We start from the raw sequence: 24,430 nt of genomic DNA on the forward strand, positions 1-24,430 counted from the left end.
TTCATCATGACGGGTTTTTTGATGAGTTCAATCTTCATCGGCTATCGTTCGCCTTGAATTCTTTATTCCAAGCCATAGCGTAAGTGCAGTGGTCCAGAGAATTAGCGCACATCCGAAGCCGAGCAATGATATCGGTGCAAGGATTTGATGCTCCCTCAACATGACGGTGTCTGGCACAATAAGCAATGTGATCAGCGCCAATAAACAGAGAAGCACTCCTGTTGCATAGTAGATCTTGATTTGGAAAAGTGACGCCAAAGGTAAAAAATGAATCCCAACAATAATGGCGATGATTCCCGGTATAAGATCAATCTGATTTATCAAGTTACAGATGGCAATGGCAATCCCAATCAGCAAACCTTCGGCAATGAAGACCATATTAAACAAAAATCCGATACGCCTCAGCCGCCTAGCCCCATTTTCTGAAACTTGATTGGACATTTTTTGTGATGCATGAATTAATGATATGCCTCCGATAACCATTATGATTCCGATCAATATGGCTGCGAGTTCCACGTAGGGAAACCCCCACCCCTGCAATCCCATTACACCGGTACCTGCCCACATTGTACCGAAGAACGCCATGAAAATGACTCCAATTCCAGAACCGCGAAACGCCTCTTTCATCATCAGTTTCCTTTCATCCAAAGTATTATCATACATAGAATAATAGTATTGCGCACCCTTCCCAATTATTCAGCTGCAAAAAAATGATTTAAGATGGATAATTGCCGTTTCGGAGATATAATTCGATTTTCGCAGATATATTCCGATTTTCGCAGATATAACTGGATTTTCGCAGATATATTCCGATTTTCGCAGATATATTCCGATTTTCGCAGATATATTCCGATTTTCGCAGATATATTCCGATTTTCGCAGATATAACTGGATTTCGATACAAATCCCCATAAAAAAACCTGAGTCCCCAAAGGGGTCTCAGGTTTTTTCCATTGATATCAAGCCACATCTGATTTATCGAATTGACAATCTTTTAATGATATTAATTTGGTCTTGTGATAAATCTTGTATCCTAACCAGACTACCAGGAATATCGGTAATCCGATATAGGAGACGGCGACGCCATACCAGTCGATGCTGCCGCTTAGGAATGCTCCATAGTTCTGTCCTGCTATGACGAGCATGCAAAGGGTGAATGAAAGAATCGGACCGAATGGAAACCATTTTGCTTTATATTTCAGTTCGTTTAGGTCACCACCCTGTGCAACATAGGCACGTCTAAAGCGATAATGGCTTATGGCGATTCCAATCCAGGCGATGAAGCCGGTCAGCCCGGATGCATTCAATAGCCATGTAAATACATGGTCCCCGAAAATGGAGGTCAAGAAGGCGAGTCCTCCAATTAAGGATGTCATGATCAAAGCATTCATCGGGATTCCCCTGCGGTTGACTTTAGCCAGGAATTTGGGAGCTTGTTTATCTTTTGCCATCGACCATAACATCCGCGTTGATGCATATAGCCCCGAGTTCCCTGCGGATAGTAAGGAGGTTAACACGACCGCATTCATGACGGATGCCGCGAATGCCAGTCCTGCCCGTTCAAAGACAAGCGTGAAAGGGCTTACAGAAATGTTTTCGACATCTCCGTTCAACAAACTTGGACTCGTATAAGGTATTAAGAGGCCGAGTATCAGGATGGCCCCGATGTAAAATAAGAGGATGCGCCAAAATACTTGGCGGATCGCATTCGGAACATTTTTTTCGGGTTCTTCACTTTCTCCGGCAGCAATACCAACAAGTTCAGTTCCTTGAAAAGAAAATCCCGCGATTAGAAAGATTGAGATGATCGATAAAAATCCTCCCTTGAATGGTGCCTCATCCATGGTGAAGTTTTCAAATCCGATCACCTTTCCGCCAAAAACCCCCAATATGGTCAATAGACCAATAATGATAAAGAAAATGATGGCGATGACTTTTATTAGTGCAAACCAATATTCAGATTCACCATAGCTTTTAATGGATAGGGCGTTGAGGGTGAAGACGATTCCAAGAAACAATGCGCTCCATATAAGGCTGGGTACATCAGGGAGCCAAAATTTCATGATGATGGCTGCTGCAGCTATTTCCACGGCAAGGGTGACTGCCCAGTTAAACCAATAATTCCAGCCAAGTGCAAAGCCGAATGCGGGATCAACAAAGCGTGTGGCGTAGGTGGAAAATGATCCCGACACAGGCATATAAGTCGCCATTTCCCCTAAGCTCGTCATCAAGAAATAAACCATGATTCCAATGCAGGCATATGCAGCCAGGGCACCACCAGGTCCTGCACTCTGGATGGTTGCCCCGCTTGCCAGGAATAATCCGGTTCCTATTGAACCGCCAATGGCAATCATGGTCATATGCCTTGCTTTCAGTTGCCTTTTAACTGTCGGTTCTTGATTATCAATGAGATTCATATCCATATGGTTCCTACCTCATTTTCTTTTATAGTTAAAAGTTCAAGAAATATAAGAGTTTTTAACAACCGCTTTGTGCTTTACTTGCTGGGTTACTATCCAGTTTAATTGCCATTGCCTGGTATCGTCTCCCTATTCCCGGATTGGGTGACACCATCCTGCTCAGTCTCCATTCCACACCATTGAATTAAAGTAAGGGCAATGATCTCGGCTGTGGAGAACACGTTGTCGAGCAGGATGTATTCATTTGGATAGTGGGCAACCTCGGTTACTCCTGGCCCGAACACGATTGCAGGCGTTTCACCTACATGTGTCAGCAATCCCCCATCCGTTCCCCAAGGAGATGCTTCAATGACAGGGTCCTGTCCGGCCACTTGCCGATATTGATGAACAAGCGCATTCATCAATTCATGCTCTACGTCGATTGCTCCCGGAACCCAGCGTGCCCCGAACCATTCCAATACTGGTGGGTTTTCCTTGAACCATTGGTCCACTTCCCCCAGCTGCAATAACCAGGCAGCCATTTCGTCTTTCGCCTGCTCCATCGTTTCCTCCGGCGCAACGCCCATCCTTCCTTCGATTTTCACAAGGTCGGGGACGGATGACGGCCAATTGCCGCCTTCAATGACACCTAGATTGATAGGAATCGGAATAGGCGTGTTCTGATAAAGCGGATCACTGATACGTGCATTTCGCTTGTCTTCCAAGGCACGGATATGATTGATGACAGCCATGCTTTTTTCAATCGCACTAACGCCTTCATACCTTGTTCCGCCATGTGCTGACCGTCCTTTTACATGGATCCGGAACCACATCGAACCCTGCTGTTTCGGAAAGATCCTCATATTCGTCGGTTCAGGTATCAGGGCGGCATCGGCTTTATATCCCCTCAGGACGGCCGCTAATGTTCCGGCTCCGCCGCTTTCTTCTTCAATCACACTTTGAAATATGACATCTCCCTTTAATTGGATGCCATTTTCCTTCAATGCCTGCATCGCAAGGATCAGCGATACATTTCCACCCTTCATATCGGTTACTCCGCGTCCAAACATTCTTCCATTCTTAATCGCTCCGCTATATGGGTCGTCGTCCCACTGATCCCGGTCTCCATCCGGGACCACATCGATGTGTCCGTTCAAAATGATGGAACGTCCGCCTCCAGTCCCTTTCATGATACCTACCACATTGGGGCTGTTGGAAAATTCTCTGCGTGGAGAATAGAAATATGAATGCTTTTTCAGCTCTCCGCCGTCAGGTTCCCAACTATCGATTTGCAAACCCATTTCCTGCAGCTTTTGTGCGACGATGGCTTGTGCCCCTGCTTCATTTCCTTGCGTACTCGGGGCTTGTACCATTTTTTGCAATAGGTTTGTTCCTTCTTCCCGATGATCCTCTATCCATTGGTTTATCCGTTTTTTTATATCCGGCACATTTATCCTCCTTAAATACACATATTCTCATAGATTACTGAAAGTCCCATTCCACCTGCCATACACAACGTTACCATTCCGTACTTAACTTGTGAACGCAACATTTCATGCATCAGTGTGACTGTCAATTTTGCACCTGTTGCTCCTACAGGGTGACCAAGTGCAATAGCCCCTCCATTGACATTGACAATATCCTGATTCAAATCTAACTCCTTGATCACTGCAAGTGCTTGGGCAGCAAAGGCTTCATTAAGTTCAATCAGTCCGATATCCTCTAACGATAGACCTGCTTTTGCCAATGCCTTTCGAGTCGCTGGTACGGGTCCAATCCCCATAACTCCAGGTTCAACTCCTGCACTGGCGAAAGCCTTTATTTTCAAGAGCGGTTTTAATCCCTTTTCTTCTGCTTGCTGTTTGGACATTAATAGTACAGCTGCAGCTCCATCATTCATAGGACAGGCATTTCCTGCCGTAATGGTTCCTTCATTTTTGAATACTGCTGGGAGACTGGCTAGTTGATCTAGATGAATGTCCTCGCGTACCCCTTCGTCATGGTTGAAGATTTGAAGTCCTTTTCGATCCTTGATTTTAAGCGAAATAATTTCTCTATCAAAGCGACCTTCTACTATAGCTTTCCAAGCCTTCTTGTGGCTTTGATAAGCAAATTGATCCTGTTCTTCACGGCGGATACCGTATTTTTCAGCCAAGCGCTCGGCAGTTATCCCCATATGCTCATTTCCCAAGGAACATATTAATCCATCTGCCAGCAGAGCATCCTCCATCGTTACGTTTCCAAATTTACCGCCCCATCTATTTTTCACGATATAAGGCACATTGCTCATGCTCTCCACTCCGCCAGCAATGATTACGTCTTCTTGACCAGCAGCGATAGTTAAAGCGGCGTTGGTAATGGCCTTTAAACCTGATCCACATGCTTTGATTACAACATGGCCTGGGACACTGTGTGGGAAACATGCCATCTGCGACGAAATTCTGGCCGAGTTAAGCCCGCCTCCGTGGACATAGCCATGTCCGAATATCACTTCATTTACCTTTTCTTTACCTAACCCAGAATTATCCATTAAACCTTGCAATACTTGACGACCCAATTCAATAGCTTTAACATTCCGTAGTGATTTGCCAAAGGATCCAACTGCAGTTCGCGCTCCAGCTACGATGACAACCTCATTCATGCTTTTTCCTCCTCTTACCTATTCAATGGTGTTGACAGCAGCATGGATTTTCAACGTTGCCTCCGTATTCCTTAGCACATCATCCACGGTAAATGGCGCCATGACTTCCTTGAGCACCAATCCCTCTGATGTAACTTCCATGACAGCCATATCCGTAATGATTAAATTCACACTCTGCCTGGCCGTCAATGGTAGCGTACAAGTCTTCAATATCTTCGATTCACCCTGCTTATTCACGTGATTCATCAGGACGATCACCTTTTTGGCTTTCTGGGCAAGTTCCATTGCCCCGCCCATCCCCGGCACCCGCTTCCCTGGGACGATCCAATTCGCCAAATCCCCTTTTTCACTCACTTCCAGGGCTCCAAGGATGGTGATGTCGATGTATCCTTTCCTGATCATTCCAAATGCTGTTGCACTATCAAAATATGAGGCTCCCATTACAGTTGTGATCGGGAAACCACCCGCGTTACAGAGGGCAGGATCTTCCTTTCCCGGATCCGGACTTGGACCGGTACCGAGAACTCCGTTTTCCGCATGGAACAGCACAGAGATATCTTGAGGTATATGGTCCGCCACCAAGGTAGGGATGCCGATGCCTAAATTGACGATCAATCCGTCATGGATTTCCTTGGCGGCGCGTTTCGCGATGCGATTTCGTACATCTACTGCCATGCCCATTTCCAATTCACCCCTTTTGTCGGAATCACCATATCTACATAAATGCCTGGTGTGGCAATACATTCCGGATCCAATTCGCCTGCAGGAACGATTTCCTCCACTTCCGCAATCGTGAAGGCCCCTGCCATCGCTACCAGCGGATTGAAATTACATGCAGTCTTGTCGTACACTAAATTCCCAATTGAGTCGGCCTTTTTGGCATGGACGATGCTGACCTCAGCCGTCAAAGCGGTTTCCACCAAATATTCTTTTCCTTCTATCACAATCTTGTCCTTGCCTTCTTCGGCTATCGTACCAATCCCGACATCGACAAAAATCCCGCCTAAGCCTACACCGCCGGCACGAATCCGTTCGGCTAATGTACCCTGCGGTGAAAATTCGACTTGCAGCTTTCCTTCAGTCATGAGCTTGCCGGCATTAGGATTGGATCCGATATGCGAGGCAATCACTTTCTTTGCCCTTTCAGCAGTCACAAGCCGGCCAATGCCGATATCAGGGAATCCAGTATCATTGCCAATCAAGGTCAATTCCTTAACGCCCTTGTCAAGGATACCCTGTACAAGCGTCGGAGGAGTCCCCACTCCTCCAAATCCGCCATACATGAGTGTGCATCCATCGGAAATATGCTCCAGCGCTTCTTCCATGGTCACAATTTTGTTTTTCTTCGTAATGACCTGCTTCATACCGTTCCTCCTAAATAGCCTGCATGTCTTCAATCAAACCTTCCGCGTGCAATTCTTGCTGCAACTCTTCGAGGGAAGCTTCCAGTATCTTGACGAGGCGATCGATTTCTTCATTCGTAATGATTAATGGCGGAGATATGATAACCGCATCACCAGCGATTCCTTCAATCGCACCTGCAGCAGGATAGATTATCAACCCCTTCGCAAAAGCCTTATTGACAAGCCTTGGAGTCAGGCCGATTTGCAAGTCGAATGGCGTTTTTGATACCCGATCTGAGACAAACTCAAGTCCAAGGAGAAGCCCTTTCCCTCTTACATCACCGATGATGTCGAATTTCTCGGCCAAGCCTTGAAGCTTCTTAAACAGATATTGGCCTTTCTCTTCCGCTGCGCGAACCAGGTCATTGCGCTCAATGTAGGAAAGCACTTCCAATGAAACGGCTGCAGATAGAGGGTTTGCACTATATGTGTGTCCAGCCATGATAGATTTTGAGCCTTTTAAAATGGGCTCCATGACACGGTCAGTAATCATCGTGGCTGCGATTGGAGTATACCCGGCGCTCATTCCTTTACCCAATGCGATGATATCCGGGGTGACTCCCCAGTGTTCCATTGCGAACATTTTTCCTGTCCGGCCGATTCCCGTCATTACCTCATCGGCGATAAAGAGAATGTCATAGGTTTCGCAGATTTCCTTAATCCTTTGATAGTAGCCATCCGGCGGTGTTACAGCACCAGCGGATGCCCCGATTATCGGTTCTGCGATGAAGGCTGCGACATTTTCGGAGCCGACCCTTTGAATCGCTGTCTCCAGTTCGTCTGCACACTTAAGCTTGCATCCTGAAGTTTCGTTATTATGAGGACAGCGATAGCAGTAGGGAGCAGATATGCTAGGAAAATCCTCCAATAGCGGCACAAAACGTTTTCTTCTTGGTACATGGCCTGACATCGATAAAGCGCCCATCGTGATCCCGTGATAACTCGTCCACCTGGAGATTATGCGATTTTTTCGCTCAAACCCTTTTTCTTGCCAATGTTGAATTGCGATCTTCATTGCCGTTTCAGTCGCTTCCGATCCACTATTCACAAAAAATGACCAATTCAAATCCCCTGGAGCCAACTCACTTAACTTTTTGGCCAATGCCTCTGCGGCTCCACTCGTAAAATGGGACCTATATGCAAAAGAAACTTTGCGGGCCTGCTCCGTCATTGCCTCGACAACATCCAATACGCCATGTCCAATACTTGCCGTGACCGCTCCTGATGAGCCGTCTATATACTGTTTTCCATTTGTATCATAAAGATAAATTCCATTCCCATGAGAGATAGTGGGATAGTCGTGATCTAAAGTAGGCTTAATCAAATGATTTCGTTCCATTTCATCTCTCCTTTAAACGTTCGTACACATTATCTATTAATCTATTACGTTCTTAAAAGACTAAAAGGCTCATCCTGAATCAGGATGGATTCCGTAGGGCAGCCTTCCATGGCATCTTGCATGTCATCATGCAGGATTTCAGGAACTTCGGCAATCCCCTGATTATCGTCCAGGATGACGAAAGCGATCCCTTGATCGTCATAGTCATAAATCTCAGGACCTGTTGAACCGCACGCCCCGCAAGCAATGCAGGTTTCTTTATCAACCCATGTGTATTTAGCCATAGAAAAATCCTCCTACTTGAGGGATAAATCTTTACCCCAAATATTCATGTCCTCATACTTATCCCAAATATTGCAATTCTTCGTTAATCTGCCACCATATTCATATCCCAGCTGATGAAAGACGGCGTTCATGCCCATTGACAATGAACGCGCTAATGAATAAGAGCAATAAATGTTTTTCCTGAACAATTCTTGTTCCAAGGCGGAGATGAGCACCTTCATGAAACCATGCTTCCGATGTTGGGGAATTGTTGCACAGTCCGTTAATTCAGCATTGTGATATATCTCATTCACTTCAGCGGATGCAGCACTCACAATGGTTCCTTCATATTCGATAACACTAAAGATCGTACCTTCCTCCATCACTTTCTTGATATATCGTTCATCATTCATCGGTGTAGGATAGGTTTCAAAGATGGCACCATATAAATTCGCCAGCTCTTTTGCATCTTCAACCGTAGCAAACCGGAGGATATAATCCTTAGGTATTTGCTGAGATTCAATCAGTCTAGAAATCTCACTTACATCTTGGATTACTTTATCTTCCTTGACCCAAAAGTCGCTTGTTCGCCTTTCATCCGTTAAATAGAAGGCCATGCAATAGGCATCATTCCCTTTGAAATACTTGCTCAATATTCCTTCCAGCATGAATCCTTTACCCAACGCCGCTGATAAATCTTCATTCCTCGCTTTAAGTATCACTTTAGTAAAGCCCTGCTCCTTTGCGATGGCAAGGGCCCGATCGATCGCTTTTTTGATATTTCCCCGATAATCATCCATGCGCAAGCGCTGATTGGCATGATCATGATAGAGCTCCATCGTATAACAATCCCCGGTCTCCATTTGGGTGAAAAAAGGCAGCTTTTGAACAGGCATCATGTCCCCCCCTTATTTAAAGAATTCGGGAGAAGAGATGCATATCATCCGCTTCTCCCGGCATTCTATTTCCAATTGAATAATTTTTTGACAGGTGCCTGAAGAAGCTGATCATACGTAAACTCATCAGGGTATTCACTCACATCATATATGGATAAGGCTTCATCCACCTTTTGATTCATCGAATCAGATACATAGATTCCACATTCAGGACAGTTCAAGGCTGGAACTTGAAGGACTTTTATTGAGCGTTTCCCGTCAGGCATGATCCAGTAACAATCCTTCTTTTCACTTTCTTCTACGTTTGGGGCATTGCACCATAAGCAGTCCATCTTCATTCCTCCTTGCCATCAGATTTCACCGAGCCACTGGCGGCCATGGCGTTCTTTTTTTCTTGGGCTAACCTTAATTTTTCCTTCATTTCATCCCGTTTATCACGGCGATCCTTCAAGGAAGCATGTTCATCAGTGCTTTCATACGCTTTTCTCTTGTCAAGACGACGAAGGCCCTCTGGCACCAAGTTGAATTTCTCGTCCGTCATGAGAGCGGAAATCCCGACGGCTTCTTTCCTATCCGCAGTACCATACACTTCATCAAAGTAAGCATCCGCACTGCCGGCAACATAATTCTTCGGCTCCGGATAGCTTGTGATTACTCCTTCAAAGTTCCGTAAAACGACTTTATCCGGACTTTGCGAAAGAAGGTAATTCGGAGTCAAGGCAATCTTTCCGCCACCGCCAGGAGCATCCACCACAAAGGTTGGCACTGCATATCCTGATGTATGGCCGCGCAGTGCTTCAATGATTTCCAATCCTTTTGAAACCGGCGCCCGGAAATGGCCAATCCCTTCAGATAGATCACATTGATAAATGTAATAAGGTCTTACCCTTGCTTTAACACAGTCATGCATAAGCTTTTTCATAATATGGACACTATCGTTGATACCAGCCAGGATGACTGCCTGATTACCAAGCGGCACCCCTGCCATCGACAGCATATCACATGCTTTTTTCGCTTCATCCGTCAGTTCAAGTGAATGATTGAAATGCGTATTCAACCAAACCGGATGGTATTTTTTCAGAATATTACATAAATTTTCTGTAATCCTCTGCGGGAAAACGACCGGTGCACGTGTGCCGATCCGAATGATTTCCACATGCGGGATGGCACGTAAGTTACTCAATACGTATTCAAGGATCTTATCATTGATCAACAGGCCGTCTCCTCCAGAGATCAGCACGTCCCTCACTTCCGGAGTGTTCCGGATATATTCAATCGCCCCGTCAAGCTGCTTCTTGGGAACACCCATGCCAACCTGACCTGAAAAACGGCGTCGCGTACAATATCTGCAGTACATGGAGCATTGGTTCGTTACAAGGAACAGAACGCGATCCGGATAACGATGCGTCAATCCTGGAACTGGGGAATCCTCATCCTCATGCAGCGGATCCTCCAAATCATATCTGGTCTTGTTCATTTCTGCCGAAAGCGGTACCGACTGTAAACGAATCGGACAGCGAGGATCATCGGGATTCATCAAAGAAGCATAATAAGGTGTAATGTTCAATGGAATCGTTTGAGTCGAAATCCGGACTCCTTCTTCTTCATCCGGTGTCAGGTTGACGACCTTTTTCAGATCATCCAGTGTTTTAATCGTATTGGTCAACTGCCAAATCCAATCATTCCACTGCTCTTCCGTTACGTCCTTCCACAATTCGATATCATTATAATGCCTGCGTCCACCTAGGTATTCTTTATGTTTTACATCAATTCCCATCAAATTCATTAATAATGCCCCCTTATTATAAGAACTTATCTATATACTCTCGCAAGAATGATGCCAACATTGATTACAAGGAAAACATAAGAAAAAGGGGGCAAACCGAGCTTAAAATCGCAAGATATTTTTCATAACGCATAATTTTTTGCAGCCAGATTCTTTGCGCCAGGCAATAAAAAAGAAGGCTCTCTTTACACAAGAGCCCTCCAGTTTGTAGACAAAAGGAGTTCTATCCAAATTTTTAAACATAGTTGATTGGAACGAAAGGTGCGAGACTCCTGCGGGAATAGCGAGTCCAAGGGAGACCCCTCAGGCGCAAGTGCGCCGAGGAGGCTCCCGGACCGCCCGCGGAAAGCGAGTGCTCTACGTTCCAATCAACGTCCAAATTTGTACAAGCAAAAAAAATGTAGACAAACTCAATTTTCATCGGGTTTGTCTACATTCTGAAGGTTTCTTTACATTACATCATGATATGACAGTGACAGCGTTTCCAAAAAAACCTTAATTCACTTGGATGCCTTCGACCCTGCCGTATAAACTTTTTCAATGCCGTACTTGTTTAACTTATATTGCAGTCCCTGCCTTTTAATATTGAGGGCTTCTGCCGTTTTGCTGATATTCCCGTTATATTTCTCAAACATATTCATGATCATTTCCCTTTCCATTTCTTCAAGAACAACAGGTAAATCAATCCTGTTTTTCAATGGGGTAGGATGGCTCTGCGCATTTGCTGTTGCGTAATTTCCTGAAGGGAAAAGATAGGCAGGAAGATGATGTTCATCAATCATATCTTCCCCTGCGTCCATGACGTTAAAAGTTAACTCGATGGCATGTCCCAGTTCACGAATGTTCCCTGGCCATGGATATTGAAGAAGACGCTGCATCGCCTTATGACTGATCCCGCGCACTTCCGTAAAAAATGATTTGTTGAATTTTTGAATAAAGTGATTGACGATTTCCGGAATATCCGTTTTACGCTCCGAAAGAGAAGGCATCTGGATCGTCACGACATTGAGGCGAAAGAATAAATCCGAACGAATGATTCCCCGCTCCAACGCCTCTTCTGGAGAAATGTTCATCGCAGCAATGATCTTCACATTAATCTTTTGCTCCTTCGAACCTCCAACACGGCGCACCTCACCTTCCTGAAGCACTCGCAGCAATTTGGCCTGCAGGCCGAGGTCGAGGCTATTCAGCTCATCAAGGAAAAGGGTACCGCCATTTGCCTGTTCAAAAATGCCCATGCGATCCATCGCTCCGGTAAAAGCCCCTTTCGTCGTACCGAACAGCAGCCCCTCCATCAATTCCTTGGGAACAGCGGCACAGTTTTGCGCTATGAATGGCTGATTTCGCTGAGCACTTACATTATGTATACTTTGAGCGACAAGTTCCTTCCCTGTTCCTGTTGGTCCATATATCATGACTGGGGAATGTGTACGGGCCGCTTTTTTCGCCAAGGAAATCGCTTGCTGAAAAGCAGGGCTATTACCGATCAAATCACTAAAATGATAGGTCGCCGTCCCTTCAGAGAACTTATTTTTCCTATGGGTCTCGGCCAGCTGGGAACGCAAATCGACAATTTGGTCATACATATTCATGACCTTCGTAATATCCTTTGCGATTTCCACTGCCCCAATAATTTCACCATCCTCATACAAAGGATAAGTACTATTGATGGACGTTATCTTTTTCTCCTTTAAGTTGACATATGTTTGAATGGACTCAATCGTTACATTGCCTTTTTCCAATGCTACATGCAGCGTACTGGATTCATCAGTCAAGGAAGGATAAAGCTGAAAAATATTCTCCCCCAGCACTTGTTCACGCTCAAGCCCGTCAATATGTGCCATCATTTCATTGTAAAAAACCGTATCCCCATCTTTATTCACAATATGGACACCCACATTGATCACATTCAATATCCATTCAAATTGAGTGGAAAACTGATTTACTGAAGATTTCATTTCTTCATCTCCGTTCTCTGTCATTTGATAGAATCACCTGTAAATTATAGCATTTAATGGGAAACATTCATCTCTTTATTCTTATTAAAATCAAACTTCAACACAAAGGCAATAGAATAATAAGGTCAAATAAAGGAATCTCGCATTAAGCCAAGAAGATTATAAGAGAAAATATAAAATTTAGGGGTGAGTGGGATTTCGATAACTAGATTAGAAATTAAACCGTGGGAAGAAAAAGACCTTGAATTACTATTTCAACTAAATGCCCCAGAAATGATGGAACACCTTGGCGGACCAGAAAGTAATGAACAAATCCTGAAGCGTCATCAACGGTATCTACAGATCGGAGATAAGGGATGCATGTTTAGCATCAACCCGTTTCCAGAGGCAAAGGCAGCCGGTTCCGTTGGCTACTGGCAAAAAGTGTGGAACGATCAAAATGTGTACGAAATCGGTTGGAGTGTCCTCCCTTCCTTCCAAGGAAAAGGAATCGCATCTCATGCCGTGAAGGCACTGATAGAGAAAATCAAAGCTGAACGAAAATACAAATATATTCACGCTTTCCCTTCGATCAATAATCATGCATCAAACGCAATCTGCCGCAAGCTCGGATTCACTCTCAACTCCGAATGTGAATTCGAATACCCGCCAGGGAGCTTTATGCAATGCAATGATTGGTGCCTGGAACTTTGAATGAATTCTTTAAGTGAAAAGCGGATTTGTGTATAGGGAGGATTTTTCCGGTGGAAGTCGAATTATGCCGGGTTTAGGTGAATTATTTCCCGGGAAAGTCGAATTATTCCCGGGTAGGTCGGATTATCTTGAAGTATGTCGAATTATTTCCGCGTGGGTCCAATTATTCCCTGAGTAGGTCGGATTATTCCCTGGGTAGGTCGGATTATTCCCTGGGTAGGTCGGATTATTCCCTGGGTAGGTCGGATTATTCGGAGGTAGGTCGGATTTTCCCGGGAAAGTTGAATTATTCCCCGGTTAGGACGGATTACCTCCCATCCGCTAACATTCATATACTTCTGAACCCCCTTCTTTTAGAATTTCTTCAGTGTCTGCCTAAAAGGATAATGAACCTGAATTTTAAGTTTTTATATCTTTATGAATGTTAGGTTGATTCTCTGATTTTAAGTTTGGTAGGCAATTTAATAACGTCGCGCTTTAATTTCAAATCACTACTTAAATATTTAATCAATTCCATTACAGTGCGTTGTCCTAATTCCATAATTGGTATATCGATTGTGGTTATGGTGGGGGTTGTGACTTGGCAAATAGATTGATTATCATACCCAACTATAGCTAGGTATTCCGGTATTTTATAGCCCAACATAGTTGCCTTTTTAATTATTCCTGCTGCGACTTGATCATTTCCAGTAAATAAGGCAGTAGGTTTTTCTTTTAATTTTACTATTTCATCACAAATACGAAATCCATCTTCAATATTAAATCCATGTCCAAATATCCAGTCTTCATTATGTAGTAAATTATTATCTGCTAGAGCTTTGAAAAACCCCTCTTTTCTTTGATTCTGAGCCTGACTATAAGAAGTATCGTAGCAAAAACCTATCTTCCTATGGCCTTTTTTTATTAAATGATTAACAGCTTTGTATGTCGCTTCGAATTCGTCATAACCAATAATTGGTACAGAGGCGGAATCATGGTATTCATTACACAGTAAAATTGGGCCGTATTTCAAATAAGGCTTTATTACATTCCATTCATTTTCTAACGCTCCTAAAATAACCCCATCTACTTCTCTATTCTTTAATTTTTCCAAAACATCTAATTCATTTTTCGAATCATAAAAGGTTTGAAAAATAAGAACTTTATAATCATTTTCCAATGCTGCTAGAGATACTCCTTTAACCAATTGGGCAAAGAATGGATGATCGAACCTTGGGACTGATATTGCAATGGTTTTGGTTTTATTTGTCCTAAAATTCCGGGCAAGTGAACTTGGTGCATAATCAAGCTCTTCAATGACCTTTAAGATTTGTTCCCTTTTTTCTTTTGATACATATGGATGATTGTTTAAGACTCTAGATACCGTTGTTTTAGAGACATTACATATCTTGGCTATCTCGCTAATTCTCGTCATTTAATCCCATCCTTGTAATAAGTGGTTGACATGTTATCGATTTCAGAAGTTATTATTAAACCGTTCCTAATATATTAACAAAATTTTTCTGAGTTGTATTTTTAAAATTTTTAGCTTATGGAGGGATTGTTATGTTATTGAATAAAAAGGGCGGGTTTCAGTTATTGCCAAATGTTGAAGACCCAAAATACATTGTATTCTGTGATTTTGATGAAACCTATTATCCTCACTCCATGAGTCACGAGAGACAGAAAGATTTATATGAACTTGAAAATTACTTAGAAGCAAAAAGTAATGATGAAGAACTTGTCTTTGGCTGGGTCACTGGGAGTAGTATCGAATCAATATTACATAAAATGGAACATGGTGGATTCAGATTTTTCCCGCATTTTATTGCAAGTGACTTAGGTACCGAAATCACCTATTTCTCAGAAAATAACTTTTTGGAAAAGGATCCAGATTGGCATTCACAGATTAATATCGAAGAATTTAATAAACGGAAAGTCGATGAAATTTATAATGTTCTACTCATGGGCAATATACCATTGATTCCTCAGACTCAAATGGGAAGTTCACGCTATAAAAGAAATTATTATTATCAAATACAACATGAATCTGTCGACAAGAAGAACTTATCCACTATCCAGAAGGTGGCCAAAGAGTACGGGATAGGGGTAAATATCAATCGTTGTAATCCCCTTGCCGGCGATCCTGAAGATAGTTATGATATAGACTTTATTCCATTAGGTACTGGTAAAAATGAGATTGTACGATTTATGCTAGACAAATTCGGGCTGAGTCGGGAGCATGCCTTTGCTTTCGGGGATAGCGGAAATGATTTGCTCATGTTAAAAAGTGTTAAACATGGTTACCTTGTAGGGAATGCAACTCAAGAAGCCAAGGAAGCTCATACTAAAATAGCGACAGGTACGTACGCTAAAGGAATATTAAGAACTTTACAATCCATAATTAACATTTGAAAGTATTAGTAATGAAAAAAGGTAGTTGGTGCACTCTTGCCACAGCTTTAACTTTCTGCTAACAGTATGGATTCTCTATCAAGCAAACAAATCATTCCATGTTTCTTTACCTGCAAGCTTATCAGCAGATATCCTGCTTGCTCTTTGGTATTTGAATAGTGCCGTCTCGGTATTTTTTCCGAATTCTCCATCAAGGGGCCCAGGGTTATATCCTTTCATATAGAGCGCTGCTTGCAGGATCCATGTGATATTGCAGCTAGCGCCTTTTTTTATGGTGACGATCGCATTTTTGGTTTTAGGTCCCCACTTCCCATCGACAACAAGCTTTTTATTGAATTGCTTATTCAATTCCGTTTGTAAACCTTTTATAAGGGCCGATCGAGTTTTGGGACCATAAAACCCATCACCCTCAATAGCCGTTTCATATCGGCCATTTAACGTTTTTTGGATCGAAATTATAAGACTATCTCCTTTGCTGGTCTTCGGTATATCCGTTCTTTCTAATTTAAAGGCAAGGTGCGGTTTCTTTCCTGCTTGTAACTGAGTATAAGATAACCCGCTTGTCATCTCCAAATGGGGATAATCTTTGAACGAGCTCCAATCCCCGCCCCATTTGAATCCTAAATCCTTACCTATGGCAGCCACGCGCTGCCACTTTGAATTAACTGTCCATATTGCTCTCCTGCCATCATCACTCACAATGAAGAAATCAATAGCCAGTCCATAATTATGATAGGATTGCCCTGGCTTAGCATTCGTCACAATGGGTTTAGCTAGATTACTATAGTTTTTTCCATTGTAGCTGTAAACTCGTCCTTGACCATAAAGCGCGGCTTGTTCTTCCAAAGAGCGATAACCTTCACTTATCTGCACAGTGATCCCTTCATTATAAGCACGTTCCACCATTTCCAATGCTGATGCCTTCACAACAGGATTCATCCCTTTGCCCATCTTTTTCACTGATCGATCCAATAATGTCCGTAATGCTATTTTCACTGTAATCCCTCCTCTTATGTTCCCATCAAACTGTATATAAGCCTTTTTAACGGAAAAGTAGCAGAGTTGGAAAAGTTTGTTCTCATTTATTAGAGAATAGAAGTAATATGTTATTTATTTAACAAACGTTCCAGTTGAATTCTGAAATCCATTAAAGGTTACAGTAAAAAACATGGAGGATAACTTTGTCTTAAACATGGTTCGGGATGAGACTAGCCTACAGTTTTTTCTTATAAAAGTTCCAGCTGATTTCAGAAATCCGCTCCCTTTCCGCCGACTGCCTGCCAAGTATTGATGACTGAGGTGAAAAAGCCTGTCGTTCTTCAATATAGATAGGGAATTTCCCAAAAAAATTAGACTGCTTCCTTTCGCCCGTTTGCGAATGAAAGCAGTCTAATAATGTATTATTTTATTAATCTCTTTAACTTACGCTTTAATTTCAATAGAGGGGCTTATCGTAAAGTCAGCCTCTGTTTTACTTTTCACTTCATCAAGTGTTACGCCATTTTGCAATTCAATCAATTCCATGCCAGCGTCTGTAAATTGAAAAACAGCCAGTTCGGTAATCAGGCAATGTACGACTTTTTCTCCCGTCAATGGCAATGTACAGCTTTTTTTCACTTTGGACTCCCCATGCTTGTTCACATGGTCCATGATGACAACAATACGTTTTGCGCCTTGGACGAGGTCCATCGCTCCTCCCATTCCTTTTACCATCTTCCCTGGAATCATCCAGTTTGCCAAGTCCCCATTTTCGGAAACTTCCATCCCGCCTAAAATGGCTAGATCGATGTGGCCGCCGCGAATCATAGCGAACGATTCAGCGCTATCAAAAAATGATGCTCCCGCTTTTGCCGTTACTGTTTCTTTTCCTGCATTGATCAAATCCGGATCGACTTCATCCTTTTGAGGATAAGGCCCGATTCCCAGTAAGCCATTTTCCGATTGAAGCATGACATTAAAGTCATTCGGAATCATGTTGGCAATCAAGGTTGGCATTCCAATCCCTAAATTTACACACATACCATCGTGGATTTCTTTAACGGCCCGTTCTAAGATTAGTTGTCTAGTCATTCGATACTCCTCCTTTTTATGCGTTAGCAGTTGTAAGTCTTTCAATTCGTTTATCATAGTCATTTCCTACAAGCACTTTTTGTACATAAACCCCTGAAGTATGAATTTCATCCGGATCGAGCTCCCCTGTGCCCACGAGCTCCTCCACTTCGACAAGCGTGACTTTCCCTGCTGTGGCAACGACAGGGTTAAAATTCCTTGCCGTTTTCCGATATACAAGATTACCGAAATGATCTGCTTTCCAGGCTTTTACAAAGGCAAAATCTCCGACTATTCCTTTTTCCATAATGTATGTGAGGCCATCAAACTCTTTATGTTCTTTACCTTTTGCGACTTCCGTCCCTACTCCTGTAGCTGTATAAAAGGCAGGAATTCCCGCTCCGCCCGCTCTTAAACGCTCGGCCAGCGTTCCTTGGGGAACAAGCTCGACCTCAAGCTCGCCGCTTAAAAATTGCTGTTCAAATAACTTATTTTCCCCTACATAAGAAGCGATCATTTTTTTGATTTGTTTGTTTTCAAGCAAAAGACCTAGACCCCAATCGTCGACTCCACAATTATTGCTGACAATCGTCAAATCCTTTACACCTTTGTTACGCAAAGCAATGATTAGTTTTTCTGGAATTCCGCTTAATCCGAACCCGCCAACGATAATGGTTGCTCCATCCTCAATTTGTTGAATAGCGCTATCAAAAGATGTTAATATTTTACTCATTTTCCATCATCTCCATTCTATATACTATTCTATTAAATAAACAGTGAAGTTGCAAAAGCTATGATGAACACGGTCACTGTTTTCAAAATGGTAATCGCAAAGATATCTTTGTAAGATTGACGATGTGTCAGTCCAGTAATGGCAAGTAAGGTAATGACGGCACCATTATGCGGCAGCGTATCCATTCCGCCAGATGCCATGGATGCAATTCGATGAAGCATTTCCGGGGTGATTCCGACACTTTGGGCTACCTGCAAATAGTGACCTCCCATTACTTCTAACGCAATCGAAAGTCCACCAGATGCAGATCCGGTAATCCCTGCCAGCACATTGACGGCAATAGCTTCTGATACGAGCGGATTACCGCTTGCATTGAACACCCAGTTTTGAATGACCGAGAATCCAGGTAGCGTTTTCACAACATTCCCAAAACCAACTTCAGAAGCAGTATTGAATATCGCAAGCAATGAACCCATTGCCGCAGCTGTTAATCCACTTGCCAATTTGACCTTGATACGTCCAACATTCAGAAGCATCGCTGCAATAATACCGATTGTCAGTGCCACAATCAAAGACCAGGATGATGTGACTGTGCTTACATCGGCAATGTTGAAAGTTTCCTTCAACATTGACGCATCATACCAGTGCTTAACCGAAATGGCACTGCGGCTGAAAGCAAAATTAAATGCTACAACAAGGATGAGCGGTACGATGGACAGCCAAAAGTTAGGCAGGTTTTGCTGTTCTGCACTTTCTGGTTCATTAATATGTCCTTCCCCGTATCCTTCACCATTTGCCAACGCTTGTTTACGACGACGCTCTAACCAGATCATTCCTCCAGTAAATACCATGATCGCGCCAATAATCCCCATTATTGGAGCTGCATACGTATCTGTTCCGAAATAATTCGTTGGAATGATATTTTGAATCTGAGGTGTTCCAGGAAGGGCATCCATCGTATAAGTGAAAGCGCCTAATGCTATCGTTCCCGGCAATAATCTTTTTGGAATGTCTGCTTCTTTAAAAATTGCCGCTGCGAATGGATAAACGGCGAATGCCACTACAAACAATGAAACCCCGCCATATGTCAGTGCCGAACACGCCAGCACTACAGCAAGAATGGCCTGCTTTGAGCCTAGTGATTTTACGATGGTCTTGGCGATGGATGCAGCTGCACCGCTCATCTCCATGACTTTTCCAAATACGGCCCCTAATAAAAATATCGGAAAAAACGCTTTTATATAGTTAGCCGCAAACGTCATATATGTCTCTGTATAACTCGGCAGCAAATGTCCACCGGATAAGATGACCGCCAGTAAAGTAACAACCGGCGCTATGATAATGACCGGATAGCCCCGGTAGGCTAAAAAGATTAAAAGTCCCAGCGCCACAACAATGGCTAAAATTTGAATCACCAACTCAATTCCCCCTTTTCTCCCCTTGCCCCAAAATTATTTCGGCAGCATTTAAATAGAACTATTAAGCTCCTAAATTCCACATTTTTAATCTTTCCGCTTTTACCATCCAAGCCTGCCTTCCCCAAGTCAGGCTGAATGACCTTCCAATTTTTGAGAACGCTTTCAACAATTTGCTGAATTACGAAATCCCTTTTCAATTTACGTGAAAAAACAATATAAAATGACAGATAGGCCATTCACTAAAGTAATTATGCAATTATTGTGCCAACTTTAATACAATGAAAAATCTCATCTTTTAAAGCCTTTTCCAACAGTTTATTTCCCTTTTAAAAGCTAAAGTCCCTTAAAACTGTTAAGTTTTCAGTACACCTAAGTATAAGCTTTGAAAAAGTGTAAGAATTTTCTTACAACATTTAATTTTCCTTTCGTTTTATGTACGGATTTCCTAACACACTCTCTTAAGAGGAGGTTAAAAAGTATAAAAAAGTGCCCTTGGGCTAAAGGGCACTTTCTGCAGTCATAAACCATATTTATTCATTTTTTCATACAGTGTTGTTCGACTCACTCCGAGTCTCTTTGCCGTTTCTGATTTATTACCTGAGGTCATTTCCAAACATGAAACGATTGCAGCCCGTTCCGTTTCATCCATTACTTCAGCTAAGGTGCGGATCGAGACTGATTCTTTATGACCCGTTATTTCTTTAGGGAGATGCTTGGAACGTATCATTTCCCCTTCTTCAACAATATTCATTGCGCGTTCAATGATATTCTCCAACTCACGAATATTCCCCGGCCATTTATAAAGACGAAGCAGCCGTAATGCTTGATCACTCATTCCCATTACGCGTTTTTTCATGAGGTTTTGATACTTTTCAACAAAATGATTTCCCAGTATTTCAATGTCCTCCGGTCGCTCCCTTAAGGAAGGAACCTGGATTTGCAAGACCTTCAACCGGTAATACATATCAAGCCGGAATTCCCCTTTCGAGACCATTTCCTCCAAATTACGGTTCGTTGCAGCGATTACCCGTACATCAATCGGAATACTTCCCGTCGAACCTACTCTCTCAATCTCCTTTTCTTGTAAAACACGGAGCAGCTTCACCTGCATATGCAGTGGCAGCTCACCGATTTCATCGAGAAAAATCGTTCCGCCTTCAGCCGCTTCGAACTTACCTGCTTTCCCGCCTTTTTTTGCCCCAGTGAAAGAACCCTCTTCATAACCAAAAAGCTCTGACTCCAGCAGCTCTGCCGGGATGGCGGCACAGTTCACTTTTACAAACACGCCCATGGCCCGTCTGCTATCATTATGAATGGCATGGGCAAACAGCTCCTTACCTGTTCCGCTTTCGCCCAAAATCAACACATTCGAGTCGCTTTTAGCTGCAATTTTGGCTTGACCTTTCACTTCCATGAAAGCAGGACTTCTTCCCATCAAATGATCAAACGTATATGAGGCCTTATTTCTCTCGCGAAAATCTCCTTTGTACTTTTTTAGCTCTACTTCAAGGGAATTTATACGCTTGGAAAGAGCGGTAAATTGCCCGACATTCTTAAAAAGGATCTTTCCGACCGCTCCTATTAATTTATCTTGTTTCCGTATCGGGGAGCGGGTCGCAATTATATAATTATCTTTAATTTTTTGTAATTCAGCGACCTCTTGCTTGCCAGTTTTGGCGACCACATGCATACGGGTGTTTTCAATGACCTCCGTTACATGTTTCCCTATCGAGCTTTCCTGATCGACCCCAAGAAAATCCGCATAAGCGTGGCTCAGCATTTGGACATACCCTTCCGTATCAACCATCACCAAGCCGTCATAGGCAAACTCGATAATATCCTTAAACAGAAGTTCTTCATGATTATCGACATTAAGAAAATCACTTTTATTATTTGTAAACAATAGGAGATAAATCTGATACTCCTCACCACCCATTTGAATGATGGCTTTTCTGACAATCCCATTATTATCATTCAAACGGATCGGAGTATTTACAGCTGGTACAAGGTTTTTTTCTAAAATCAAATTTATTTGCGTCTCAAATTGATTCTCAGCAAAAGCCTCTGATAATACGCGATTGCTTAGAACGATTTCTTTTTCGTTTTTCGTCACCAAAACACCAAAAGGCAATTCTTCCAATATCGCTTTCACTAATTCCAATTGAATAGTTTCATTATCGCTGGCCATTCCTATTCTCCTTAACCCGTCTGAAGTTTCCTCCATTATATCATAGGAAAATGAGGCCAAGTCATTACCGTTGCACAATCAGCGCAGTTCCCTGTCCGCCACCAATACATAAGGTGGCAAGGCCCGTTTTTGCATCCCTAAGCTTCATTTCATACAATAAAGTCACTAAGATGCGGGCACCGGAAGCGCCTACTGGATGACCCAGGGCAATCGCCCCGCCATTCACATTCACCTTCTCCGGCTTCAGTTCAAGGTCCTTAAGCACGGCGAGTGACTGTGCCGCAAAGGCTTCATTCACTTCCATCAAATCAATATCATCTATTGTCAATCCCGCTTTTGCCAAAGCTTTCCTTGTCGCAGGAACTGGACCGTATCCCATGATTTTCGGATCAAGCGCGGCGTTTGCATATGACTTGATTGTCGCTAACGCTTCCAGTCCCAGCTCGTCCGCTTTTTCTTTAGACATCAGGACTAACATCGCACCCCCATCATTGATTCCGGATGCATTTCCTGCCGTAACCGTTCCATTTTCCTTAAATGCAGGACGCAGCTTCGTTAGCTGGTCTATCGTCAGCCCATGACGCGGATGTTCATCTTGGTCCACCAAGATCGTCTTTCCTCTGCGTTTATATTCTACAGGTGCAATTTCCTCTGCAAATCGTCCTTCAAGCTGCGCTTTTTCAGCCTTTCTTTGGCTATCTAAAGCAAATTCATCCTGCTTTTCACGGCTGATTCCCCACTGTTCGGCGATATTCTCCGCAGTCACGCCCATATGATATTGATTAAAAACATCCGTTAAGGCGTCATAAGTCATTGAATCGACTGCTTCGGCATTGCCCATTTTCTGTCCAAAACGATAATTTGGAAGTAAATACGGGGCATTGCTCATGCTTTCAATCCCCCCGGCAAGAATCACATCAGCATCACCTAGGGCAATGAATTGCGCTCCCATTATGACCGTACGGAGGCCAGATCCGCAAAGTTTATTAATCGCCATGGCCGGCGTTGTTTCCGGAATTCCTGCATGAATCGCAACCTGACGTGCCACATTTTGCCCTAATCCAGCAGAGAGAATATTCCCAACCAATACCTCATCGATCATGTCAGCCGAAATATTTGCCCGCTTAATCGCTTCCTTAGCTGCCACAACTCCCAAGTCAACCGCCGAAACATTGGCAAGACTGCCTCCAAACGCACCAACCGGTGTTCTTGCTGCCCCTACAATCACTACTTCTCTCATAATATTTCCTCCTTCTCCATTTTTAATTTTCCCAGTTTAATAAAATTACGGTCCCTCTCATTGATTTTCTGAGAAACGGTAGATTCTTCATACGTAAAAATGCCTTCTCCCGACTTGGTCCCAAGCTTTCCCTCAGCCACCAAATCACGAATCAAATCAGGGGCTTCCTTACTCTGATCCAATACCGGTGAAACATTATCGAAAACACGCTGCCATGTATCAAGTCCGCCAAAATCAGCAATCTCGATCGGTCCGGTAAATGCCCAGCGAAAACCTGGTCCAGCCGTTATCGCCGTATCGATATCCTCAGCATCGGCGATGTCCTCTTTTAATAGATAAAAGGCTTCCCGCATCAAGGCAGTCTGGAGACGGTTGGCAATGAATCCTGCTATTTCTTTTTTCAAGAGAATCGGAGACTTGCCGATATTACGCATCAAATCCATTGTAGTCTTGACGATTTCCGGCTTCGTTTCGTCATGCTGAACAACTTCAACCAATGGAACCAAATGGCCAGGATTAAAGAAATGCGTGATGACCATTCGGTCCGCAAACGATGCCTTCTCCATCAATTGAGAAATCGGAAAGGTCGATGTATTTGAAGCAACAATGGCATCCGGCTTGATTATTTCCTCCATTTGCTTATATAGATTCAACTTCAGCTCGATGACTTCCGGAATGGCCTCTATGATAAAATCAGCATCCCTTACTGCCCCTTCCAAATCCACGCTATATGTAATACGGGCTAAAGCGACTTGCTTTTCCTGATCAGTCAAAACCCCTTCCTCAATGAGCAATGATAGATTCTCAGAAATCCGATTTTGGGCACGGTGTAGCAACTCTTCCTTTATATCGTTAATGGTGACGAAATACCCGCTAACTGCAAAAGACTGAGCGATTCCACTTCCCATTACACCTGAACCGATAATGGCTATTTTTTTAATCATCCAGCTTCCCCTTTCCGTTTTAATTACCTTTATTTACTCACCTTTTTATATATGCAATATCCATGCCAACGATAGGGGGAAATAA

The 24,430-nt window shown here is 43.2% G+C and carries 22 protein-coding genes; 2 read left to right on the plus strand and 20 right to left on the minus strand.

From position 1 onward, the window contains the following. Positions 1-27: 27 nt before the first annotated feature. The 12 genes from ABOA58_RS21535 to ABOA58_RS21590 form a co-directional block, all read right to left on the minus strand. Positions 28-630, minus strand: a complete 603-nt coding sequence (locus ABOA58_RS21535; protein WP_350299948.1) for a DUF7010 family protein — start codon at positions 628-630, stop codon at positions 28-30. A gap of 329 nt (positions 631-959) precedes the next feature. Next, positions 960-2,417 (minus strand): amino acid permease, encoded by a 1,458-nt coding sequence (locus ABOA58_RS21540; RefSeq protein WP_350302933.1) that lies wholly within the window; start codon positions 2,415-2,417, stop codon positions 960-962. A gap of 104 nt (positions 2,418-2,521) precedes the next feature. Then, positions 2,522-3,847 carry a peptidase gene (locus ABOA58_RS21545; protein ID WP_350299949.1) on the minus strand — a complete coding sequence of 442 codons (1,326 nt, stop codon included), beginning with the start codon at positions 3,845-3,847 and terminating at the stop codon, positions 2,522-2,524. A gap of 11 nt (positions 3,848-3,858) precedes the next feature. Next, positions 3,859-5,040, minus strand: coding sequence for a thiolase family protein (locus tag ABOA58_RS21550; RefSeq protein WP_350299950.1), 1,182 nt, complete (start codon positions 5,038-5,040; stop codon positions 3,859-3,861). Between the two features lie 18 nt (positions 5,041-5,058). Next, positions 5,059-5,721 (minus strand): 3-oxoacid CoA-transferase subunit B, encoded by a 663-nt coding sequence (locus tag ABOA58_RS21555; RefSeq protein ID WP_350299951.1) that lies wholly within the window; start codon positions 5,719-5,721, stop codon positions 5,059-5,061. Beyond that, positions 5,706-6,404 carry a CoA transferase subunit A gene (locus ABOA58_RS21560; RefSeq protein WP_350299952.1) on the minus strand — a complete coding sequence of 233 codons (699 nt, stop codon included), beginning with the start codon at positions 6,402-6,404 and terminating at the stop codon, positions 5,706-5,708. The genes ABOA58_RS21555 and ABOA58_RS21560 overlap by 16 nt, the downstream gene beginning before the upstream one ends. A gap of 10 nt (positions 6,405-6,414) precedes the next feature. Continuing rightward, positions 6,415-7,782, minus strand: a complete 1,368-nt coding sequence (locus ABOA58_RS21565; protein ID WP_350299953.1) for an aspartate aminotransferase family protein — start codon at positions 7,780-7,782, stop codon at positions 6,415-6,417. Between the two features lie 44 nt (positions 7,783-7,826). Continuing rightward, on the minus strand, positions 7,827-8,066 hold the full coding sequence (locus ABOA58_RS21570; protein WP_063594590.1) for a ferredoxin: 240 nt from the start codon (positions 8,064-8,066) through the stop codon (positions 7,827-7,829). Between the two features lie 12 nt (positions 8,067-8,078). Then, positions 8,079-8,942, minus strand: coding sequence for a putative beta-lysine N-acetyltransferase (gene ablB / locus ABOA58_RS21575; protein WP_350299954.1), 864 nt, complete (start codon positions 8,940-8,942; stop codon positions 8,079-8,081). A 65-nt stretch (positions 8,943-9,007) separates the two neighbouring features. Further along, positions 9,008-9,274, minus strand: coding sequence for a YokU family protein (locus tag ABOA58_RS21580; protein WP_063232442.1), 267 nt, complete (start codon positions 9,272-9,274; stop codon positions 9,008-9,010). 2 nt (positions 9,275-9,276) lie between these two features. Then, a complete protein-coding gene (gene ablA / locus ABOA58_RS21585) occupies positions 9,277-10,719 on the minus strand; it encodes a lysine 2,3-aminomutase (protein WP_350302934.1) in 1,443 nt (480 codons plus the stop codon). A gap of 509 nt (positions 10,720-11,228) precedes the next feature. Further along, on the minus strand, positions 11,229-12,710 hold the full coding sequence (locus ABOA58_RS21590; RefSeq protein ID WP_350299955.1) for a sigma-54 interaction domain-containing protein: 1,482 nt from the start codon (positions 12,708-12,710) through the stop codon (positions 11,229-11,231). 162 nt (positions 12,711-12,872) lie between these two features. Between ABOA58_RS21590 and ABOA58_RS21595 the strand changes: the two genes are divergently transcribed. Next, positions 12,873-13,379, plus strand: a complete 507-nt coding sequence (locus ABOA58_RS21595) for a GNAT family N-acetyltransferase (protein ID WP_350299956.1) — start codon at positions 12,873-12,875, stop codon at positions 13,377-13,379. Between the two features lie 424 nt (positions 13,380-13,803). Here ABOA58_RS21595 and ABOA58_RS21600 read toward each other — a convergent pair whose 3' ends face one another. Next, positions 13,804-14,793: a LacI family DNA-binding transcriptional regulator gene (locus ABOA58_RS21600; RefSeq protein WP_350299957.1), complete on the minus strand. Its 990-nt coding sequence runs from the start codon at positions 14,791-14,793 to the stop codon at positions 13,804-13,806. A 131-nt stretch (positions 14,794-14,924) separates the two neighbouring features. On the opposite strand from ABOA58_RS21600, the gene ABOA58_RS21605 reads away from it, so the two are divergent. Beyond that, positions 14,925-15,773, plus strand: coding sequence for an HAD-IIB family hydrolase (locus tag ABOA58_RS21605; RefSeq protein ID WP_350299958.1), 849 nt, complete (start codon positions 14,925-14,927; stop codon positions 15,771-15,773). A gap of 78 nt (positions 15,774-15,851) precedes the next feature. Here the strand turns inward: ABOA58_RS21605 and ABOA58_RS21610 are convergent, their stop codons facing one another. The 7 genes from ABOA58_RS21610 to ABOA58_RS21640 form a co-directional block, all read right to left on the minus strand. Beyond that, complete coding sequence (locus tag ABOA58_RS21610; protein WP_350299959.1) at positions 15,852-16,769, minus strand: peptidoglycan-binding protein; 918 nt, start codon at positions 16,767-16,769, stop codon at positions 15,852-15,854. A gap of 426 nt (positions 16,770-17,195) precedes the next feature. Beyond that, positions 17,196-17,843 (minus strand): 3-oxoacid CoA-transferase subunit B, encoded by a 648-nt coding sequence (locus ABOA58_RS21615; RefSeq protein WP_350299960.1) that lies wholly within the window; start codon positions 17,841-17,843, stop codon positions 17,196-17,198. Positions 17,844-17,859: 16 nt separating this feature from the next. Then, complete coding sequence (locus ABOA58_RS21620; RefSeq protein ID WP_350299961.1) at positions 17,860-18,555, minus strand: CoA transferase subunit A; 696 nt, start codon at positions 18,553-18,555, stop codon at positions 17,860-17,862. Positions 18,556-18,587: 32 nt separating this feature from the next. After that, a complete protein-coding gene (locus ABOA58_RS21625; RefSeq protein ID WP_241589224.1) occupies positions 18,588-19,973 on the minus strand; it encodes a GntP family permease in 1,386 nt (461 codons plus the stop codon). Between the two features lie 517 nt (positions 19,974-20,490). Then, positions 20,491-22,161, minus strand: a complete 1,671-nt coding sequence (locus tag ABOA58_RS21630) for a sigma-54 interaction domain-containing protein (RefSeq protein WP_350299962.1) — start codon at positions 22,159-22,161, stop codon at positions 20,491-20,493. Between the two features lie 64 nt (positions 22,162-22,225). Beyond that, entirely contained in the window at positions 22,226-23,401 is a 1,176-nt protein-coding gene (locus ABOA58_RS21635) for an acetyl-CoA C-acetyltransferase (protein WP_350299963.1), read from the minus strand. After that, positions 23,398-24,345: a 3-hydroxyacyl-CoA dehydrogenase family protein gene (locus ABOA58_RS21640; RefSeq protein ID WP_350299964.1), complete on the minus strand. Its 948-nt coding sequence runs from the start codon at positions 24,343-24,345 to the stop codon at positions 23,398-23,400. The genes ABOA58_RS21635 and ABOA58_RS21640 overlap by 4 nt, the downstream gene beginning before the upstream one ends. Between the last annotated feature and the right edge of the window lie 85 nt (positions 24,346-24,430).

This window comes from Peribacillus frigoritolerans (assembly GCF_040250305.1).
Taxonomy (GTDB): domain Bacteria; phylum Bacillota; class Bacilli; order Bacillales; family DSM-1321; genus Peribacillus.

Excerpts from the sequence above, each read along its gene's own strand:
- ABOA58_RS21535 (WP_350299948.1), bottom strand. The coding sequence starts at position 630 with ATGATGAAAGAGGCGTTTCGCGGTTCTGGAATTGGAGTCATTTTCATG.
- ABOA58_RS21540 (WP_350302933.1), bottom strand. The coding sequence starts at position 2,417 with ATGAATCTCATTGATAATCAAGAACCGACAGTTAAAAGGCAACTGAAA.
- ABOA58_RS21580 (WP_063232442.1), bottom strand. The coding sequence starts at position 9,274 with ATGGACTGCTTATGGTGCAATGCCCCAAACGTAGAAGAAAGTGAAAAG.
- ABOA58_RS21605 (WP_350299958.1), top strand. The coding sequence starts at position 14,925 with ATGTTATTGAATAAAAAGGGCGGGTTTCAGTTATTGCCAAATGTTGAA.
- ABOA58_RS21620 (WP_350299961.1), bottom strand. The coding sequence starts at position 18,555 with ATGAGTAAAATATTAACATCTTTTGATAGCGCTATTCAACAAATTGAG.
- ablA (WP_350302934.1), bottom strand. The coding sequence starts at position 10,719 with ATGGGAATTGATGTAAAACATAAAGAATACCTAGGTGGACGCAGGCAT.
- ABOA58_RS21555 (WP_350299951.1), bottom strand. The coding sequence starts at position 5,721 with ATGGGCATGGCAGTAGATGTACGAAATCGCATCGCGAAACGCGCCGCC.
- ABOA58_RS21600 (WP_350299957.1), bottom strand. The coding sequence starts at position 14,793 with ATGACGAGAATTAGCGAGATAGCCAAGATATGTAATGTCTCTAAAACA.
- ABOA58_RS21615 (WP_350299960.1), bottom strand. The coding sequence starts at position 17,843 with ATGACTAGACAACTAATCTTAGAACGGGCCGTTAAAGAAATCCACGAT.
- ABOA58_RS21570 (WP_063594590.1), bottom strand. The coding sequence starts at position 8,066 with ATGGCTAAATACACATGGGTTGATAAAGAAACCTGCATTGCTTGCGGG.
- ABOA58_RS21550 (WP_350299950.1), bottom strand. The coding sequence starts at position 5,040 with ATGAATGAGGTTGTCATCGTAGCTGGAGCGCGAACTGCAGTTGGATCC.
- ABOA58_RS21635 (WP_350299963.1), bottom strand. The coding sequence starts at position 23,401 with ATGAGAGAAGTAGTGATTGTAGGGGCAGCAAGAACACCGGTTGGTGCG.
- ABOA58_RS21590 (WP_350299955.1), bottom strand. The coding sequence starts at position 12,710 with ATGACAGAGAACGGAGATGAAGAAATGAAATCTTCAGTAAATCAGTTT.
- ABOA58_RS21640 (WP_350299964.1), bottom strand. The coding sequence starts at position 24,345 with ATGATTAAAAAAATAGCCATTATCGGTTCAGGTGTAATGGGAAGTGGA.
- ABOA58_RS21560 (WP_350299952.1), bottom strand. The coding sequence starts at position 6,404 with ATGAAGCAGGTCATTACGAAGAAAAACAAAATTGTGACCATGGAAGAA.
- ABOA58_RS21630 (WP_350299962.1), bottom strand. The coding sequence starts at position 22,161 with ATGGCCAGCGATAATGAAACTATTCAATTGGAATTAGTGAAAGCGATA.
- ABOA58_RS21565 (WP_350299953.1), bottom strand. The coding sequence starts at position 7,782 with ATGGAACGAAATCATTTGATTAAGCCTACTTTAGATCACGACTATCCC.
- ablB (WP_350299954.1), bottom strand. The coding sequence starts at position 8,942 with ATGCCTGTTCAAAAGCTGCCTTTTTTCACCCAAATGGAGACCGGGGAT.